Raw genomic sequence first — 17,124 nt, forward strand, 5'->3', positions numbered from 1 at the left:
GGCGCCGCGCCGGGCTTGTCGCATGATCTTTCGGCACTATGGTGGGCCCGCAATCTGTCCCGGAGCCGTTCAAGATGCCCTTTCCGCATGCCTCGGAAGCCCTGTCGCGCTTTACCGTGCTCGATCTGACCCGCGTCCGCTCCGGGCCCACCTGCGTGCGGCAGCTCGCGGACTGGGGCGCCAACGTCGTCAAGATCGACGCGCTGACCGAGGACGCCGGCGGCGAGCAGCCGGGCGGGCCACGACAGGGTTCCGACTTTCAGAATTTGCACCGCAACAAACGGGCGATGACGCTGAACTTGAAGGACCAGCGCGGGCTCGCCGTGTTCAAGCGCCTGGCCGCCAAGGCCGACGTCGTGGTCGAGAATTTCCGGCCCGACGTGAAGAAGAAGCTTGGCGTCGACTATGACAGCCTGCGCGAGATCAATCCGCGCATCGTCTATGGCAGCATCTCCGGCTTCGGCCAGGACGGCCCCTATCACAAGCGGCCGGGCTTCGATCAGATCGCGCAGGGCATGGGCGGGCTGATGTCGATCACCGGCGCGCCGGGCCAAGGCCCGATGCGGGTCGGCATTCCCGTCGCCGACCTCACCGCCGGCCTGTTCTGCGCCATGGGCATCCTCACCGCGCTGCTGGAGCGCGAGGTCTCGGGCAAGGGCCAGTGGGTGCAGACCTCGCTGTTGCAGGCGCAGATCTTCATGCTCGACTTCCAGGCCGCGCGCTGGCTGATGGAAAAGGAGGTCGCCAAGCAGGCCGGCAACAACCACCCCACCAGCATCCCGACCGGGGTGTTCAAGACCTCGGACGGCTACATCAACATCGCAACGACGGGCGGGCGGATCTGGGAGCGCTGCGCGCAGGCGCTCGGCGCGCCGGAGCTCTTTGGCCATCCCGACTATGCGACCGCGCCGGCCCGCTCCAGGAATCGCGACGCGCTCAATGCCGAAATCGAACAGCGCACGGTGATGAAGTCGACCGAGACCTGGGTCAGGGAGCTCAACGACGCCGGCGTGCCCTGCGGGCCGATCTACGCCATCGATCAGATGTTCGAGGACGCGCAGGTCAAGCATCTCGGCATCGCGCAGGACGTGCCGAACGAGGAGAACCGCGACATCCGCCTGGTCGGCCAGCCCGTCACGCTGTCACGCACACCAAGTAAGATGGTGGCGCGGCCGCCGGAATTCGGCGAGCAGACGGATGAGGTGCTGAAGGAATTCGGGTTCGGCGCCAACGAGATCGCAAACCTGAGAGAAGCCCGAGTCATCTGAGAGCGCTCGCTTGGAGCTACGCTTCCAAGCGCAGTTGCAAACGCGAGAGGCTGTTCGCAAAACAACGAACGAAGCCTTTTTAGTGAGTTGGCATGAGGAAATGATGTAAGCGCTGTTCTTGAGACTCAGCCTATTGGTGAGCACGTCGATTACGTAGCGGAATCGACGTCGTTTAGCCAGCAAGGGTCTATTAGGAGACGAGGACGGCCAGTGCTCGGCAGCACCCTCGGTTGTGCGAACATAGCCGCGGAAATTCGCACCGTCTGGAAATGCACTAGCGAGGCTTCAATTCTTAGCCAGAAACGGGAAGCTATCGCCCGTCTTCCGATAGTCCGCCGCTAGTCGCCATCCCGCGATGTCATGGGCTGTACCGCACGCTTCGCAATGCAGCTTCTTTTCGCCGATCAGCCGTTGTCGCTGCGCTAAAGTCGCTTCTGAGGCCGGCTCGAGACAGCTTGGACACACAAGCGGCAGATGCCTGGCTTTCCAATGGTCTATGAGGCCAAACAGACCTCCGAAAGCTAAAAGGCGAAAACGATCTACTCTCATTGCTTGCTCGGTTCTACGCGTGATCTATTGTCGGCAATTGGCTCGGAAAAGTACCGAAGCGATTGCTTGTGAGATTGTAAACTTGTCGGACGTCCATTTAATAGCATACCATCAAACGCTCCAATGCTTTCCGCTCGTTTTGCGTGCTCCGGAGCCAGGCTCCGCGAGACTCAGAAGTCCACCTCTGATTGGTCTCACCTGGACGGCGCCCCAACTTACCGCATAAGCGCGGCAATACGTGATGCCCTGCCTGTTGCCTGCAAGGCCTAGTCAGGTCTATGTGCTGGCGGTCGGCTAGGCGGCGGCTCGTTCAAATCTCGGGCCCAAGGAGCACCAGTTGCAAGTCTTGATTTCGAAGAGATTTCGTCAGAGCTCGAACAGGACGAAATAAGAAAACCTATCGAACCGCAGCGGCGCCCCCCATTATCATCATAGAGGTCAGCAGCAAGCGGCTCGATCGGAATGGAGGTTCCTGCATCCCAAGCACCAGGTGACTCGATCGACTTAAATTAGCATGAGCGTGCATAGGGCGTCGAGCGGCTTCTCCCGGAACCTAGTGGGAGAAGCGCATCAAGCCGATCGAACCTGCTTCCAGCCCCGAGATCCCATGGTCGGCCCGGCGTTGCGTCACGCGGCCCCGAGCAGAATGGTGGCTCGGCTACTGAAGTCGGGAGCAGACTACGTGCTGAAAGAGTTCGGGTTTATCGATGACGAGATCGCAATAGTAAGAGAAGCTGGGATTTGTCTGAGGCTCTGAGTCTCAGCTTTCATGTGAGCGCGTGCGGCGACGCTGTTCAGGTGCGCGCTTGGCACCGCTTGCCGCCTTCCGCTTCACAGTGCAAGGACATGCGCGTTTTCCGCCGGTGGCGGCACTGGACCCTGCCATCCCCTGCACTGCTCCAATGTTCACAGTTTCTAGCGCTTCCTTGTGCCTCCTCGGTCCCCGGGAATCCCTGAGAGCCCGAGCACCGGTTGCGCCCTACCGACGGGATGAAAAACCTCAGAGGGGGCGGAAGGCCCTTGCAGCCTGGATCATCTTGCGGCCCGATATCTCTGCCGCATCCGCGAAGCGCGAGAGAAGACCACGCAGCCCGCGAACCCAACACCGGCTGCGCACGCTTCGACTCGACCAGCACCGCAATCAAATATGCCTGTGTAATCCCCAAAATGCGATCAGCACGAGACCGATAGCCCCGACTGCCAGCAACAAGAGAATGGTTTCAAGCATGACGAATCAAGCTCCGCCGCGCAGAGGATATACCCAGGAGCGAAGTTGTCATCGAATAACCAGGTAGTTCACCGCGATAGCCGAACGAGCCATGTCGTCACTCCCTTGGCGATGTAAAAGCATCATTCAGATCGTGAGAAGCCCGAGCGGATACCGTCTCAGCCTACGCTCGTAGCCATCAGTTGCTGGGCCTTAACCATGTTTACGAGCGGTCCGGTTGTAGGCGGGGGCCGAGAAAGCCCATGTCGACAGCTCCGCTTGGAAGAGAAGCCCACCGCGACGAAGTCGACGGAGACGTGGGTCAGGGAGCTCAACGAGGCCGGCGTGCCCTGCGGGCCGATCTACGCGATCGACCACATGTTCGAGGACGAGCAGGTCAAGCATCTCGGCATCGCGCAGGACATGCCGAACGACGAGGATCGAGACATCCGCCTGGTCGGTCAGCCCGTCACGCTGTCGCGCACGCCGAGCAGGATGGTGGCGCGGCCGCCGGAATTCGGCGAGCAGACTGACGAAGTGCTCGCCGAATTCGGTTTTGATCAAGAAGAAATTGTAGCTCTCAGGACCGCGAGGGTCGTGTGAATTCGAAGTGAGCGCGAAGAAAGCGAGATGAAAATGCACGCGCGAGCACGTTTCGTCTCAGTTCGCGGAGTGAACGCGCTCACGCACAGTCTGGTACCCGGCGCGAGTCGTCTTGGAACAAGGTGGTCATTAAACGGAAGACGCTCGTCAGCCTGCGTTAGTTGACGGGCTCCTAGCCAAAGGTCGCAACGAGTTCACCGTTGCGACCGGCGAATATGAACAGAACCAGGGTTACGCTTAATTAGCGGCATGCGCGATCCGTGCTCTCTGGGGACGCCCCTGGGGACATTTGCGGCCTTGTGCTTCGGGGTGAGCCCGTGCTTTTGTGGGGCGGATGCTCGAGCGGTACGGTCCGGTATGATTCTAAGTACACACGCGATTGTTGGCGGCGCGATCGCTTATATGTTGCCCTCCCATCCAATCGTGGTCGCTCTCGCGGGATTTGCGAGCCATTTCGTGATCGATGCAATTCCACACTGGGACTATCCCCTTCAAGCAATCTCAGTTCGCAAAGATGCCGATAACCGACTTTTGAAGGCGGATCATCGGTTGTGGATGGACTTGCTCACGATCGCGATCGATGCATCGACAGGATTAGCCATTGCGATCCTCCTATTTACCCCAAGCGCGCCGATTTGGGTGATCGCGCTGGGGGCCGGCGCCGGCATGCTGCCCGACCCGCTCCAGTTCGTGCATAGCCTCTATAAGCGAGAACCGTTAGTGACCCTTCAACGCTTCCACATCTGGATGCATACTAAACGTAGGCTGAATTGGCAGATTGGTATCATCTCCCAAGCCGCTTTCGCCGCACTCGTTGCGGCAACCGCGCTAATCGCAAAGTAACCGCGAGCAGAAGGAAAACCCAGCGGAAGCACGCCTTCTTCGGACGTTTCAGCGCCGGTGACTCCGGATTTTCTATCGCCTAGCCCATGTTAGATGTCCGAGGAGACGGTCGAGCACCGGCCAAAACAGCAGCACGATCGCCAAGGTCGTGATCGAGCCGACCAGGCCGTTCGACCAGAACACCTTGAGGTCGCCGCCGGCGCCGATCATCGACAGGCGGAAGGCATCCTCGGCGCGGTTGCCGAGCACGAGCGCCAGCGTGAGCGGCGCCAGAGGAATGCCGATCTTCTTGAAGACATAGCCGACGACGCCGAAGCCGAGCATCAGCCAGATGTCGAACATCGCGTTCTGGATCGCATAGGCGCCGATCGCGCAGGACACCACGATCATCGGCGCCACCGCGGCGAACGGCACGCGCAGGATCGAGGCGAAAATCGGCACCGTCGTCAGCACGAGCACGAGACCGACGACGTTGCCGAGATACATCGAGGCGATCAGGCCCCAGACGAAATCCTTGTGCTCGACGAACAGCAGCGGCCCCGGATTGAGCCCCCACACCATCAAGCCGCCGAGCAGGATCGCGGCAGTGCCGGAGCCGGGAATGCCGAGCGCCAGCATCGGCAACAGCGCCGCGGTGCCGGAGGCGTGCGCCGCAGTTTCCGGCGCGAACACGCCCTCGATGCGGCCTTTGCCAAAACTCTCGGGATCCTTGGCGAAACGCTTGGCGAGATTGTACCCCATGAAGGACGCCGCGATCGCGCCACCCGGGGTAATGCCGAGCCAGCAGCCGATGAAGGAGGAGCGCAGCAGCGTCACCCAGTATTTCGGCAGGTCCTTCCACACGCCCAGCACGACGCGAAGCGAAATGCTGGCCGCGTGGCCGCGCAGCGCCAGGCGCTCCTCCATGGTCAGCAGGATCTCGCTGATGCCGAATAGGCCGATGACGGCAACGAGGAAGCTGATGCCCCGCAACAACTCCGCGGTGCCGAAGGTCATGCGCAGCTGGCCCGACACGGTATCCATGCCGACGCCGGCGAGCAGAAGGCCGAGCGACATCGAGATCACCGTCTTGTGCTTGGCCTCGCGTCCGAGGCCGACAAAGGAGCAGAAGGTCAGCAGATAGACCGCGAAGAATTCGGGCGGGCCGAACTTCAGCGCAAAGGACGAGATCATCGGCGCAAGGAAGGTGATCAGCAGCACCGCGACAAGCGAGCCGATAAACGAGGACGTGAACGCCGCCGTCAGCGCCTCCGCCGCCCTGCCCTGCTGCGCCATCGGATAGCCGTCGAAGGTGGTCGCGACCGACCAGGCTTCGCCGGGAATGTTGAACAGGATCGAGGTAATGGCGCCGCCGAACAGCGCGCCCCAGTAGATGCAGGACAACATCACGATCGCCGAGGTCGGATCCATCGTGAAGGTCAGCGGCAAGAGGATCGCCACGCCGTTGGGGCCGCCGAGGCCGGGGAGCACGCCGACGAAGATGCCGAGCACCAGCCCGACCATCATCAACACCAGCGTCTTCCACGTGAGCAGGACGGCGAAGCCGTGGACCAAAAGACCGAACGCTTCCATCGCTACCCGCCTAGTAGCCGAAGGCCGCTTCGAGCGGTCCCTTCGGCATGATGACGTCGAAGGCGATGTCGAAGGTGACGAACATGATCGCCGTGAACAGGAAAGCGGTGAGCAGCGACTTCCACAGCGCGATCTTGCCGACCAGTCGCATGAAACTTGCGATCAAGAGCAAACTCGCGACATAGAGGCCGAGGAACTGCGTCACGAGGCAGAACAGCAGCGTCGGCACGAACACCGCCAGAACGCGGCGGGCCTGCGCGCGCGTGACGAAGGTTTCGGACGCCGCGCGGCGGGCAAGCAGAGCGACAATCAGGCCGTAAAGGCTGCCGCCGCCGAGGATGGTCGAAAGATAGAACGGGAAATAGCCAGGCTCTGGCCCGGTCGAATCCCAGGAGATGCCGGTGCGCCAATTGTCGTAGCCAAGCGTTGCAGCCAGCGCAAGAAGGAGCAGGCAGACCACAATTTCAACCGTGCCCGAGATGACGACAGAAGGCGAGTCGTGTTCGGGCGCGGTTGGATCCTCGACAACGATTTCAAGATCGGTTTGGGACATGAGCTGTGAGGGACGGAGTAAGTTCAATTTCCCCTCTCCCCCGCTTGCGGGGAGAGGATCAGGGTGAGGGGAGTCTCCGCGGCGACGGTGAGGATTGGACTCGCGGAGAGGCCCCTAACCCCGACCCTCTCCCTGTAAGAACGGGGAGAGGGAGAAGACAAAGCTACTTCGCGACGAATCCGGCTTCCGTCATCAGCGATTTGTTGACTGCATCGTCCTCCTCGAGGAATTGCACCATATCCTTGCCGGTGAGGAAGATCGGCTTCAACGCCTGCTTTTCCATGTAGTCCTTGAATTCCGCGGTCTGCGTCACCTTGTGGAACAGCTCGACATAGAACGCCTGCTGCTCAGCCGTGACCTTGCCGGGCAGGAACATTGCGCGCAGCATCAGATACTGGACGTCGACCCCCTCCTCCTTGCAGGTCGGGATGTCGGCCCAGGACTGCGTGTCCGTCACCTTGGTGGTGTAGGAGATGCGCTCCTTGTCGAACACGCAGAGCGGACGCACTTGGCCCGCGCGCCAGACTTCGAGATTTTCGCTCGGGTTGTTGACATTGGATTCGGTGTGGTTGCCGACGAGCTGGGTCGCAGCCTCGCCGCCGGACTTGTAGGGCAGATAGGAGAATTTCGCGCCGGTCTTCTGCTCAAGGAACACGGTCAGGACGTGATCCTCGCGCTTGGAGCCGGTACCGCCCATCTTGAACGGAGCGCTCGCGGCCTTCGCGGCCGCGACGAATTCCTTCACCGTCTTTGGCCCCGCGCTGTTGTCCCACAGCACGAACTGGTCGAGCGCAACCACCGAGACGGGGGTCAGCTCACGCCAGTTGAACGGGATCTTGGCGGACAGCGGCAGCATGTAGATCAGCGAATAGGCGATCAGCACCTTGTTCGGATCGCCCTCGCTGGATTTCATGTACATCAGCGCTTCCGCGCCTGAAGCGCCGCCCTTGAGCGAGACCACGATCGGTTGCTTCATCAGGCTGTTCTTCTGGATCGCGGCCTGCATCATCCGCGCCATCTGGTCGGAGGCGCCACCTGCGCCAGCCGCCACCACGATCTCGACGGGTTTTGTCGGCTCCCAGCCGGCAAGGGCTGGAGTCGTCAACAACATTGCCGCCACAGCGCCGACGGCCTTCACTGGAATTCGCACGCGTTTCGTCCCCTGATTTTTATTGGCTTTGTGACGCCGGGAAATTCATAAGCGCATTGTGCGGACTAATCCTAACGAGTTCAAGCAGGCGGTCATTCCACCGCATATACTTTCGGCTGACGGAAAGCGCGCCGCAGCGCGCTACTTGCCCTGCCAGTTCGGCGTGCGCTTGTTGAGAAAGGCGTCCATTCCCTCGCGGAAATCCTCGCTCATATAGGCCTTGAGGATCAGATCCTCGCCCTCTTCGCGCGACAGCGTGCGGCGGATGCGGCGCACCGCCTCCTTGGTCGCTTCGAGCGTGAGCGGCGCGTGGCTGGCGACGAGCCTTGCGGTCTCGTCGGCGCGGCGCTGCAGCGTCTCGACGTCGGGCACGACCTCGTTGAGCAGGCCGAGCGCCAGGGCTTCCGGCGCCTCGACCAGTCGTGCCTTGAAGATCAGGTCCTTGGTGCGGGCCGGACCGACCAGCGAGACGACGCGGCTGATGTTCGACATCGACAGGCAGTTGCCGAGCGTGCGCGCGATCGGAAAGCCGATGCGGGTGGTCTCGGTACCGATGCGGAGGTCGCAGCAGGCCGCAATCCCGGCGCCGCCGCCGGTGCAGGCACCAGCGATCGCCGCGATCACGGGCACGCGGCACTGCTCCAGCGTGCCGAGCACGCGGTCGATCCGTGCCTCGTAGTCGAGCGCATCCTGCGCGGTCTTGAAGGCGCGGAACTGCGAAATGTCGGTGCCGGAGGCGAACGCCTTGTCGCCGGCGCCGATCAGGATCAGCGCCTTGATCGAACGGTCGGCGTTGATCTCCTGGCAGATCTCCGCCATGCGCTCGTACATGGCGAAGGTGAGCGCATTGCGCGCCTGCGGGCGGTTGAAGGTGATCCGCGCGATGCCGTCCTGGACGGAGTAGAGTAGGTCCTCGTTGGTCGTGGTCGGTGCGTTCATCGCGCGCTCACTTCTTGACTTTTCTACAGTTGGTTCAGGCTTTGAGCCTTCAAGCCACCTGCGCCTTGGCCATCGGCACCACGTCGCGTCCCTTCAGGACGTCCATCGCCGCCAGCACGCCGCCGCTCCGGTGCGGGATCTTCGCAAGATCCAGACCCATCTCGACGCCGGCGAGCGTACCCATCAGCATCAGATCGTTGAAATGGCCGATATGGCCGATGCGGAACACCTTGCCCTTGACCTTGTTCAGGCCGGTGCCGAGCGACATGTCGAAATTCTCCAGCACGACCTTGCGGAAGGCGTCGGCGTCGTGTCCATCCGGCACGCGCACGCCGGTGAGAGCCGGCGAGTGCGCGGCAGGATCGGCGCACTGCGTCTCCAGACCCCAGACCTTCACCGCCGCGCGCGTTGCCGCGCTATGACGCTTGTGACGGGTCCACACGTTCTCGAGCCCCTCCTCCTCAAGCATCTTCACCGCTTCGCGCAGGCCGAACAGCAGGTTGGTCGCCGGCGTATAGGGGAAGGTGCCGAGCTTGTTGAAGGTGATGACTTCCTGCCAGTCCCAGTACGAGCGCATGCCCGGATTGGCCTTCGCAGCGGCGAGCGCCTTGTCCGAGACGGCGTTGAAGCCGAGGCCTGGCGGCAGCATCAGGCCCTTCTGCGAGCCGGCGACCGAGACGTCGATGCCCCAGGCGTCATGCTCATATTCCATCGAGCCGAGGCCGGAGATGGTGTCGACCATCAGGAGTGCCGGATGCTTGACCCGGTCGAGCAGCTTGCGCACTTCGAGCGGTGGCGTCACGCAACCGGTCGAGGTCTCGTTGTGTACGACGCACACCGCCTTGATCTTGTGCTGCTTGTCGGCAATGAGGCGCTGTTCGATCTCGGCAAGATCGGCGCCATGGCGCCAATCGCTCGGGATGAAGTCGACGTCGAGCTTGAACTTGTCGGCAATGCCGCGCCAGAGGATAGCGAACTGACCGGTCTCGCACATCAGGACCTTGTCGCCGGGCGCAAGCACGTTGACCATGGCCGCTTCCCAGGCGCCGGTACCGGACGAGGGAAAGATGATGACGGGCTGCTTGGTGCGGAACACGCGCTGCATCGAAGCCAGCACAGCGAAACCGAGCTCGGCGAACTCCGGACCGCGGTGGTCCAGCGTCGGCATGTCCATCGCCCGCAGCACCCGGTCGGGCACGTTGGTCGGTCCTGGAATCTGTAAGAAATGCCTTCCAGTATGCACGGTCATAGGCGTCCTTCCCGGTCTTGCCTTGATTTTGGTGAGCCGCCGAATAGCACCATTTGACCGGCTTGTCCCCTCTCCTTAAGGCGCCTCCCATGCATCACCGGCGGACCTCCGCCGCCCCCTACTCCGCGGCCACCACCTTCCCGGACGGCAGGCGCCCTTCGGCCTCCGTGAACGGGCGCTCCGGATGCATCAGGAAGGCGGAGAAGCCGCCGAGCAGCAACAGCCCCATCGACATCAGGAATGGCAGGTACCAATTGCCGGTCGCATCGATCACGAAGCCCGCGACCAGAGGGGAGACGATGGCGGCGAAGGCCGACCCCGTGTTCATCAGTCCCGATGCTGTTCCGGAATATTTCGGGGCGATGTCCATCGGGATCGACCACATCGGGCCGATCACCAGCTCGGCGCAGAAGAAGCCTGCCGACAGACATAGCGCGACGACGGTGATGTCGTGAACGAACAGGATCGGCAGCAGCGACAGCAGTGCCCCCGCAAATCCCGCAACGGTGACGCTGAGCCGCGCCAGGCGGACATTGCCGGTGCGGTCGAGGATCTTGTCCGACAGCACGCCGCCGACACTGTCGCCGACCACGCCGGCGAAGAACACGCCCGAGGCGAACAGCGCCGAGTTCTTGATGTCGAGACTGTAGTTGTTCTTGAAGAACAGCGGCAGCCAGTTGAGGTAGAGCCACAGGCACCAGCCGTAGCAGAAATAGGTCAGCGTCACCGGCCACATGCGACCGAGCAGCGGGCCCCACGGTACGCGCGGCCGCTCGCCGGTCGGGCGCGGCGGCAGCGCCGCGAGCTCGGCTTCGGTGATCGAGGCATGCTCCTTCGGCTCGTTGCGGAAGTACCAGACCCAGATGACGCCCCAGACCAGGCTCACGAAGCCGAGCACGACGAACGCGCCGCGCCACGTCAGCCAGAGGATCAGCAGCGCGACGGCCGGCGGCGTCACCGCATTGCCGAGCCGGGCGAAGGAATGGGTCAGCCCCTGCGCGAAGCCGCGGCGGTTCGCGGGCGTCCAGTATTGCATCGCACGCGTCGCGGTCGGAAAGGTCGCGCCCTCGCCGAAGCCGAGCGCAAAGCGCGCGATGAACAACGCGGTAAGACCATGCACGAAGCCGGTCATGATGGTCGCCACCGCCCAGATCATGCCGCACCAGAACAGCGTCTTGCGCGGCCCGAAATGATCGCCGACCCAGCCGCCGATCACCTGGAACAGCAGATAGGGATAGGCGAAGGCCGAGAAGACGAGGCCAAGCTGGGTGTTCGAGAGGCCGAGCTCCTTCTGGATTTCGCTCGCCGCGGTGCCGATGTTCACCCGGTCGACATAGGTGATGAAATACATCGCGCAGAGCATCGCCAGCACGACATGCGTGGCCTTGAACCGAACTCCCATCTCCACCCCTCCCTATTGCTGTTTTTATGATTGTCGGTGCGCGCCTCGCGCTCTAAGTGCCAACCACCTTCAGATGAGGCGAGGAATTGCCCTGCGTGCGCTGCTCCAGCAGCTTCATCGCCGCCTCGACGCCGCCGGAGCGGTGCGGCACGCCTGCGACCGACATTCCCATCTCCACGCCGGTGAGCGCACCGAGCAGCGTCAGCGCGTTGCATTCGCCGAGATGGCCGATGCGGAAGACCTTTCCGGCGACCTTCGACAGGCCGGAGCCGAGCGACATGTTGTAATTGTCGAGCACGACTTTGCGGAACTGGTCGGCGTCATGACCGGGCGGCATCAGCACTGCGGTGAGCACCGGCGAGAACTCGGCGGGCTCCTGGCAGAGCACCTCGAGACCCCAATGGTTGACTGCGGCGCGGGTTGCGGCAGCTAACCGCTCGTGGCGCGCGAAGACGTTGTCGAGCCCCTCTTCGAGCAGCATCGCGATCGCTTCGCGCAGGCCATAGAGCAAATTGGTCGCCGGCGTGTAGGGGAAGAAGCCCTTTGCATTCGGCTTGAGCATCTCCTCCCAGTCGAAATAGGAGCGCGGCATCCTGTTGGTCTTCGACGCGGCGCGGGCCTTTTCCGAGATCGCGTTGAAGCCGAGGCCGGGCGGCAGCATGAAACCCTTCTGCGAGCAGCTGACGCTGACATCGACCTTCCATTCGTCATGTCGATAGTCGACCGAACCGAGCGAGGAGATGGTGTCGACCATCAGCAGCGCCGGGTGCGAGGTGCGGTCGATCGCGGCCCGGATATCGGCGATGCGACTGGTCGCGCCGGTCGAGGTCTCGTTGTGCACGACCATCACCGCCTTGATCGCCCGCACGGTGTCGTCGGTGAGCTTCGCCTCGATCAGGGCCGGATCGGCGCCACGGCGCCAATCGCCGGGAACGAAATCGACCTCGATGCCGAAACGTGCCGCCATCTGGCGCCAGAGGGTGGCGAAGTGGCCGGTCTCGACCATCAGGACCTTGTCACCCGGCGACAGCGTGTTGACGATCGCAGCTTCCCAGGCACCGGTCCCCGAGGAGGGGAAGATCACAACCGGACACGCGGTCTGGAAGATTTTCTGGCTGCCTTCGAGCACGGCCCGCCCGAGCTCCCCAAATTCCGCACTCCGGTGGTCGATGACCGGCATGTCCATGGCGCGAAGAACGCGGTCGGGGACCGGGCTCGGGCCCGGAATCTGGAGGAAATGGCGTCCCTGATGCATGAAAACCTCCCTGGCGACGGATTTCTGGCCGGCTCATTTAGACTATTTTGCATTCATTTTTTGTCATTTCAATCGAAATTTGGTATTCGATTGTGGACGTCGACGCAACGAACTGAGCAAACTACTGTGCTGCAAATGAAATCCACGATTCCCGATACCGGGGTTCCTATCGCCCCGCCGGCCGGCAACGGTGGCGACCGCCAGGAAGCCTCGCTTCATGACGAAATCCTGCTTCGGCTGCGCGACTACGTGGTCGAGGGCAACATCCCGAACGGCGCCCGCGTTCCCGAGCGTCAGCTTTGCGAGATGCTCGGCATCTCCCGCACGCCGTTGCGCGAGGCGCTGAAGGTGCTCGCCGCGGAAGGCCTGATCGAGCTCCTGCCCAACCGCGGCGCGCGGGTGCGCCAGCTCAGCCAGCGCGACCTCGAGGAGCTGTTCGACGTGATGGCGGGACTGGAAAGCCTTGCCGGACGGCTCGCCTGCGAAGCCATCACCGACGAGGAAATCACCGCGATCGAGCAGCTGCATTACGAGATGTACGGTCATTACCTGCATCGCGACATGCATGGCTATTTCCAGGTCAACCAGCGCATCCACGAGAGCATTGTCGCGGCCGCCCGCAACGAGACGCTGAAGACGGCCTATGGCAACTTCGCAGGACGGATCCGCCGCGTCCGCTACTCCGCCAATTTCGCCCGCAAGCGACAGCGCTGGGCCGAGGCCATGCGCGAGCATGAGGCCATCCTCGATGCACTCCGCCGCCGCGCCGGCAGCGAATTGAGCGACATCATGTTCCAGCACCTGCGCAACAAGCGGACGGCTGCGATCGAGCACCTGACCGAGCCCCAAGGGGACGCCACGGCATCGCCCTGAGTGACGCTGTCTTGCTCATTTTGAATTCATAATATAATCGGTCTGGAATAAGAATGAATACTCCAACGAGGTCGGTCGCCTCGTTGGATCAGTCCGGGATCAGGGATGACAAACGCCTCCTCGCTCGAACGGCGCCTGCGGTCGGAATTGACCGGCGACGTCCTGTTCGACCGCTTCAGCCGCGGCCGCTACGCCACCGATGCCTCGTTTTACCAGATCATGCCCTATGGCGTGGTGGTGCCGCGCAACATGGACGAGGCCTTGCGGGCGCTGGCTATTGCCCGCGACGACGGGCGCAAGGTCACCCCGCGCGGCGGCGGCACCTCGCAATGCGGCCAGACCGTCAATGACGGCCTCGTGGTCGACCTCTCAAAACACCTGAACCGCATCCTGTCGCTGGACGTCGAGAACCGGACTTGCGTGGTCGAGCCCGGCATCGTGCTCGACGATCTCAACCGGCAGCTCAAAAAGCACGGCCTGTGGTTCCCGGTCGACGTCTCCACCGCGTCGCGCGCCACCATCGGGGGCATGGCCGGCAACAATTCCTGCGGCGGCCGCAGCTTGCGCTACGGCACCATGCGCGACAACACGCTGTCGATGGAGGCCGCGCTCGCCGACGGCACGCTAAGCCGCTTCGGCGAGGTGCCGCGTGATCTCTCCGAGATCGATGCGAGCGACAGTACGCGCGCCCTGTTCTGCGACATGCTCGATCTCGGCGCGCGCGAGGCCAAGGAGATCGCGGCGCGCTTTCCAAAAGTGCAACGCCGCGTCGGCGGCTACAATCTCGATGCGCTGACGCCGCGCAACGCACCCAATAACATGGCGCATCTTCTGGTCGGCTCCGAAGGCACGCTGGCCTTCACGACCAAGGTCGAACTGAAGCTGTGGCCGGTGATCCGCAACAAGGCACTCGGCGTCTGCCATTTCGGCAGCTTTTACGAGGCAATGGATGCGGCCCAGCATCTGGTCAAGCTCAGGCCGATCGCGGTCGAGCTGGTCGACCGCACCATGCTCGCGCTCGGCCGCGACATCGCGATGTTTGCCCCCGTCATCTCTGCCGCGATCAAGGGCGATCCGGATGCCGTGCTGGTGGTCGAGTTCGCCGAGGAAGACCAGGCCGACAATCTTTTGCGCCTCAGGCAGCTCGGCGAGCTGATGGGCGATCTCGGCTTTGGCTGGAACAACGACAAGCGCAAATGGGGCGGTGTGGTCGAGATCACCGAGCCTGCGCTCCAGGGCGGCATCGCCGATTTCCGCGCCGCCGGCCTCAACGTCATGATGTCGATGAAGCAGGAGGGCAAGCCGGTCTCCTTCGTCGAGGACTGCGCCGTGCCGCTGCCGCATCTGGCCGACTACACGGCACGGCTGAACGAGGTCTTCGCCAGGCACGGCACCAGCGGCACGATGTATGCACATGCCTCCGAGGGCTGCCTGCATGTGCGGCCGGTACTGAACCTGAAGCTGGAGAAGGACGTCAAGGCCATGCGCGCCATTGCCGAAGAGGCCTTCGCGCTGGTGCGCGAATACAAGGGCTCCCATTCCGGCGAGCACGGCGACGGCCTGGTGCGCTCCGAATTCCACGAGACCATGTTCGGCGAACGTCTCGTCGCCGACTTCAGGCAAGTGAAGCAGCGCTTCGATCCCGATGGTGTCCTCAACCCCGGCAAGATCGTCGATGCGCCCAGGATGGACAACCGCTCGCTGTTCCGCTTCCCGCCGGATTATCGCGTCGGCGAGCTCAAGACCAAGCTCGACTGGTCCGCCTATCCCGGTGCCGGCGGCGGCTTCCAGGGCGCGGTCGAGATGTGCAACAACAACGGCGCCTGCCGCAAGCTCGAGGGCGGCGTGATGTGCCCATCCTACCGCGCAACGCGCAACGAGAAGGATGTCACCCGCGGCCGTGCCAATACGCTGCGGCTCGCCATCTCCGGTCAGCTCGGTCCCGATGCGCTGTCGTCGGACGAGATGATGGAGACGCTAAAGCTTTGTGTCTCCTGCAAGGCCTGCCGCCACGAATGCCCGACCGGTGTCGACATGGCCAAGATGAAGATCGAGGTGCTGGCCGCGCGCGCAGCCTCCCACGGCCTGACGCTGCGCGACCGCCTAGTCGGCTACCTCCCGCGCTACGCCGGCGTCGCCGCGCGCTTGGCGCCGCTCGCTAACTGGCGCAATCGCAGCCCGCTGCTGCGAAACCTGTTCGAACGCTTCGCCGGCATCAGCGCGCGCCGCGCGCTCCCGGCTTTCCGCCGCGACGTCTTCGTGCCGCCTGCGGACAGCGTCGGTCCTGAGACCGGCCGCGAAGTCGTGCTGTTCGCCGATACCTTCAATCGCGTCTATGAGCGCGAAAATCTCGACGCCGCGCTGCGCGTGCTCGCGGGCGGGGGCTATCGTGTGCATCTGCCGAAGCCGGCGAGCGGAAATCGGCCGCTGTGTTGCGGCCGCACCTTCCTGTCGGCCGGTCTTGTGGATGAGGCTAAAGTCGAACTCGACCGGTTGGTGTCCACCTTCGCGCCCTTTGCTGCGCGCGGCGTGCCGATCGTCGGCCTGGAGCCGAGCTGCCTCTTGACGCTGCGCGACGAGCTCGCGTCTCTCCGCAAGGACAATGACGCCAAAGCCGTCGGCGCGCATGCGCTGACCTTCGAGGAATTTCTGGTGCGCGAGGCGGAGGCCGGACGGCTGCAACTGCCGCTCGGTGCCGTCGCCGACAAGGCGATAGTGCACGGCCATTGCCACCAAAAATCCTTCGGCGCCTTCAAGCCGGTCGAGCAGGTGCTGCGCCTTGTCCCGGGCCTGAAGGTCGAGACCATCGAGTCGAGCTGCTGCGGCATGGCGGGCGCCTTCGGCTATGGCACTGAGACTTACGACGCCTCGATCGAGATGGCCGAGCTATCTCTACTGCCGGCCGTGCGGCGCGCCGACCAGGCGACGCTTGTCGTCGCCGACGGCACCTCCTGCCGGCATCAGATCCACGACGGCACGCAGCGCGAAGCCCTTCACGTGGCGCGCGTGCTGGCGATGAGCCTCGATCGCGCGACACCCAGATCCACGACCTCTCCCGTTGCAAAGGAAACCATCCATGGCTGAACTGACCCTCGACACCGCCCGCAAGATCCTCGATGCCGCCTTCGCAAAGGCAACCGAGCTGAAACTGAAGCCGCTGGTCGTCACCATCCTGGACCCGCGCGGCGTCATCAAGCTCGCCGCCGCACAGGACGGCACCAGCCTGATGCGCGCGGAAATCGCGCACGGCAAGGCCTATGGCGCGCTCGCGCTGGGCATGGGATCGCGGGCGCTGTACCAGCGGGCGCAGGAACAGGCCTTTTTCATCGATGCCGTGAACACGATGGCCAGGGGCGCGCTGGTCCCGGTCCCCGGCGGCGTGCTGATCATGGACGACTTCACGCTGCTCGGCGCCGTCGGCGTCTCCGGCGACACCTCCGACAATGACGAAGCCTGCGCAGTCGCCGGCATCGAGGCCGCCGGGCTGAAGGCCAACGCGGGGTAGCGCCGGTCCGCGGCGCAAGCGAAACACAAAATGAGGCGATACGAATGGAGCAAATCGTGGGCTACCAATCGACCGATATGTTCGCCCCGCCTTGCTTGCCTGCAGTCCGGCTCCGCAACGGCTCGATGAAGTGGATATGGTATAATAAGACGTCTC

12 protein-coding genes and 1 pseudogene are annotated in these 17,124 nt (G+C 63.2%); 6 read left to right on the plus strand and 7 right to left on the minus strand.

What is annotated here, in order from left to right; translation table 11 throughout:
- Positions 1 to 74: 74 nt before the first annotated feature.
- The 3 genes and pseudogenes from FXV83_RS00140 to FXV83_RS00150 all read left to right on the plus strand — a co-directional run bounded on the left by FXV83_RS00140 (position 75) and on the right by FXV83_RS00150 (position 4,470).
- Positions 75 to 1,268: a CaiB/BaiF CoA transferase family protein gene (locus tag FXV83_RS00140; protein WP_187435549.1), complete on the plus strand. Its 1,194-nt coding sequence runs from the start codon at positions 75 to 77 to the stop codon at positions 1,266 to 1,268.
- A 2,041-nt stretch (positions 1,269 to 3,309) separates the two neighbouring features.
- Positions 3,310 to 3,627, plus strand: a pseudogene (locus FXV83_RS00145) (CoA transferase); the annotation flags it as partial.
- 456 nt (positions 3,628 to 4,083) lie between these two features.
- A complete protein-coding gene (locus tag FXV83_RS00150; protein WP_235939261.1) occupies positions 4,084 to 4,470 on the plus strand; it encodes a hypothetical protein in 387 nt (128 codons plus the stop codon).
- Between the two features lie 72 nt (positions 4,471 to 4,542).
- Here the strand turns inward: FXV83_RS00150 and FXV83_RS00155 are convergent, their stop codons facing one another.
- The 7 genes from FXV83_RS00155 to FXV83_RS00185 all read right to left on the minus strand — a co-directional run bounded on the left by FXV83_RS00155 (position 4,543) and on the right by FXV83_RS00185 (position 12,590).
- A complete protein-coding gene (locus tag FXV83_RS00155) occupies positions 4,543 to 6,042 on the minus strand; it encodes a tripartite tricarboxylate transporter permease (protein ID WP_148736603.1) in 1,500 nt (499 codons plus the stop codon).
- Between the two features lie 10 nt (positions 6,043 to 6,052).
- Positions 6,053 to 6,595 (minus strand): tripartite tricarboxylate transporter TctB family protein, encoded by a 543-nt coding sequence (locus tag FXV83_RS00160; RefSeq protein WP_148736649.1) that lies wholly within the window; start codon positions 6,593 to 6,595, stop codon positions 6,053 to 6,055.
- Positions 6,596 to 6,758: 163 nt separating this feature from the next.
- Complete coding sequence (locus FXV83_RS00165; RefSeq protein WP_187435553.1) at positions 6,759 to 7,706, minus strand: Bug family tripartite tricarboxylate transporter substrate binding protein; 948 nt, start codon at positions 7,704 to 7,706, stop codon at positions 6,759 to 6,761.
- 180 nt (positions 7,707 to 7,886) lie between these two features.
- On the minus strand, positions 7,887 to 8,684 hold the full coding sequence (locus FXV83_RS00170) for an enoyl-CoA hydratase/isomerase family protein (protein WP_148736607.1): 798 nt from the start codon (positions 8,682 to 8,684) through the stop codon (positions 7,887 to 7,889).
- A 49-nt stretch (positions 8,685 to 8,733) separates the two neighbouring features.
- Positions 8,734 to 9,933, minus strand: coding sequence for a pyridoxal-phosphate-dependent aminotransferase family protein (locus tag FXV83_RS00175; protein WP_148736609.1), 1,200 nt, complete (start codon positions 9,931 to 9,933; stop codon positions 8,734 to 8,736).
- Positions 9,934 to 10,051: 118 nt separating this feature from the next.
- On the minus strand, positions 10,052 to 11,335 hold the full coding sequence (locus FXV83_RS00180) for an MFS transporter (RefSeq protein ID WP_148736611.1): 1,284 nt from the start codon (positions 11,333 to 11,335) through the stop codon (positions 10,052 to 10,054).
- Positions 11,336 to 11,387: 52 nt separating this feature from the next.
- Positions 11,388 to 12,590, minus strand: a complete 1,203-nt coding sequence (locus FXV83_RS00185; protein WP_148736613.1) for a pyridoxal-phosphate-dependent aminotransferase family protein — start codon at positions 12,588 to 12,590, stop codon at positions 11,388 to 11,390.
- Positions 12,591 to 12,725: 135 nt separating this feature from the next.
- Between FXV83_RS00185 and FXV83_RS00190 the strand changes: the two genes are divergently transcribed.
- The 3 genes from FXV83_RS00190 (at position 12,726) to FXV83_RS00200 (ending at position 16,968) form a co-directional block, all read left to right on the plus strand.
- A complete protein-coding gene (locus FXV83_RS00190; protein ID WP_187435550.1) occupies positions 12,726 to 13,463 on the plus strand; it encodes a GntR family transcriptional regulator in 738 nt (245 codons plus the stop codon).
- A 105-nt stretch (positions 13,464 to 13,568) separates the two neighbouring features.
- Positions 13,569 to 16,547, plus strand: a complete 2,979-nt coding sequence (locus tag FXV83_RS00195) for an FAD-binding and (Fe-S)-binding domain-containing protein (RefSeq protein WP_148736617.1) — start codon at positions 13,569 to 13,571, stop codon at positions 16,545 to 16,547.
- The gene (locus tag FXV83_RS00200; protein ID WP_148736619.1) at positions 16,540 to 16,968 is read left to right on the plus strand and encodes a GlcG/HbpS family heme-binding protein; all 429 of its coding nucleotides are present in this window, start codon (positions 16,540 to 16,542) and stop codon (positions 16,966 to 16,968) included. The genes FXV83_RS00195 and FXV83_RS00200 overlap by 8 nt, the downstream gene beginning before the upstream one ends.
- Positions 16,969 to 17,124: the final 156 nt, after the last annotated feature.

The sequence above is a fragment of the Bradyrhizobium hipponense genome (assembly GCF_008123965.1).
GTDB lineage: Bacteria > Pseudomonadota > Alphaproteobacteria > Rhizobiales > Xanthobacteraceae > Bradyrhizobium > Bradyrhizobium hipponense.

Bases quoted from the DNA above. Each gene is read 5' to 3' on its own strand.
- FXV83_RS00180 (WP_148736611.1), bottom strand. From the start codon at position 11,335: ATGGGAGTTCGGTTCAAGGCCACGCATGTCGTGCTGGCGATGCTCTGC.
- FXV83_RS00170 (WP_148736607.1), bottom strand. From the start codon at position 8,684: ATGAACGCACCGACCACGACCAACGAGGACCTACTCTACTCCGTCCAG.
- FXV83_RS00160 (WP_148736649.1), bottom strand. From the start codon at position 6,595: ATGTCCCAAACCGATCTTGAAATCGTTGTCGAGGATCCAACCGCGCCC.
- FXV83_RS00140 (WP_187435549.1), top strand. From the start codon at position 75: ATGCCCTTTCCGCATGCCTCGGAAGCCCTGTCGCGCTTTACCGTGCTC.
- FXV83_RS00200 (WP_148736619.1), top strand. From the start codon at position 16,540: ATGGCTGAACTGACCCTCGACACCGCCCGCAAGATCCTCGATGCCGCC.
- FXV83_RS00195 (WP_148736617.1), top strand. From the start codon at position 13,569: ATGACAAACGCCTCCTCGCTCGAACGGCGCCTGCGGTCGGAATTGACC.
- FXV83_RS00155 (WP_148736603.1), bottom strand. From the start codon at position 6,042: ATGGAAGCGTTCGGTCTTTTGGTCCACGGCTTCGCCGTCCTGCTCACG.
- FXV83_RS00175 (WP_148736609.1), bottom strand. From the start codon at position 9,933: ATGACCGTGCATACTGGAAGGCATTTCTTACAGATTCCAGGACCGACC.
- FXV83_RS00165 (WP_187435553.1), bottom strand. From the start codon at position 7,706: ATGTTGTTGACGACTCCAGCCCTTGCCGGCTGGGAGCCGACAAAACCC.
- FXV83_RS00190 (WP_187435550.1), top strand. From the start codon at position 12,726: ATGAAATCCACGATTCCCGATACCGGGGTTCCTATCGCCCCGCCGGCC.
- FXV83_RS00185 (WP_148736613.1), bottom strand. From the start codon at position 12,590: ATGCATCAGGGACGCCATTTCCTCCAGATTCCGGGCCCGAGCCCGGTC.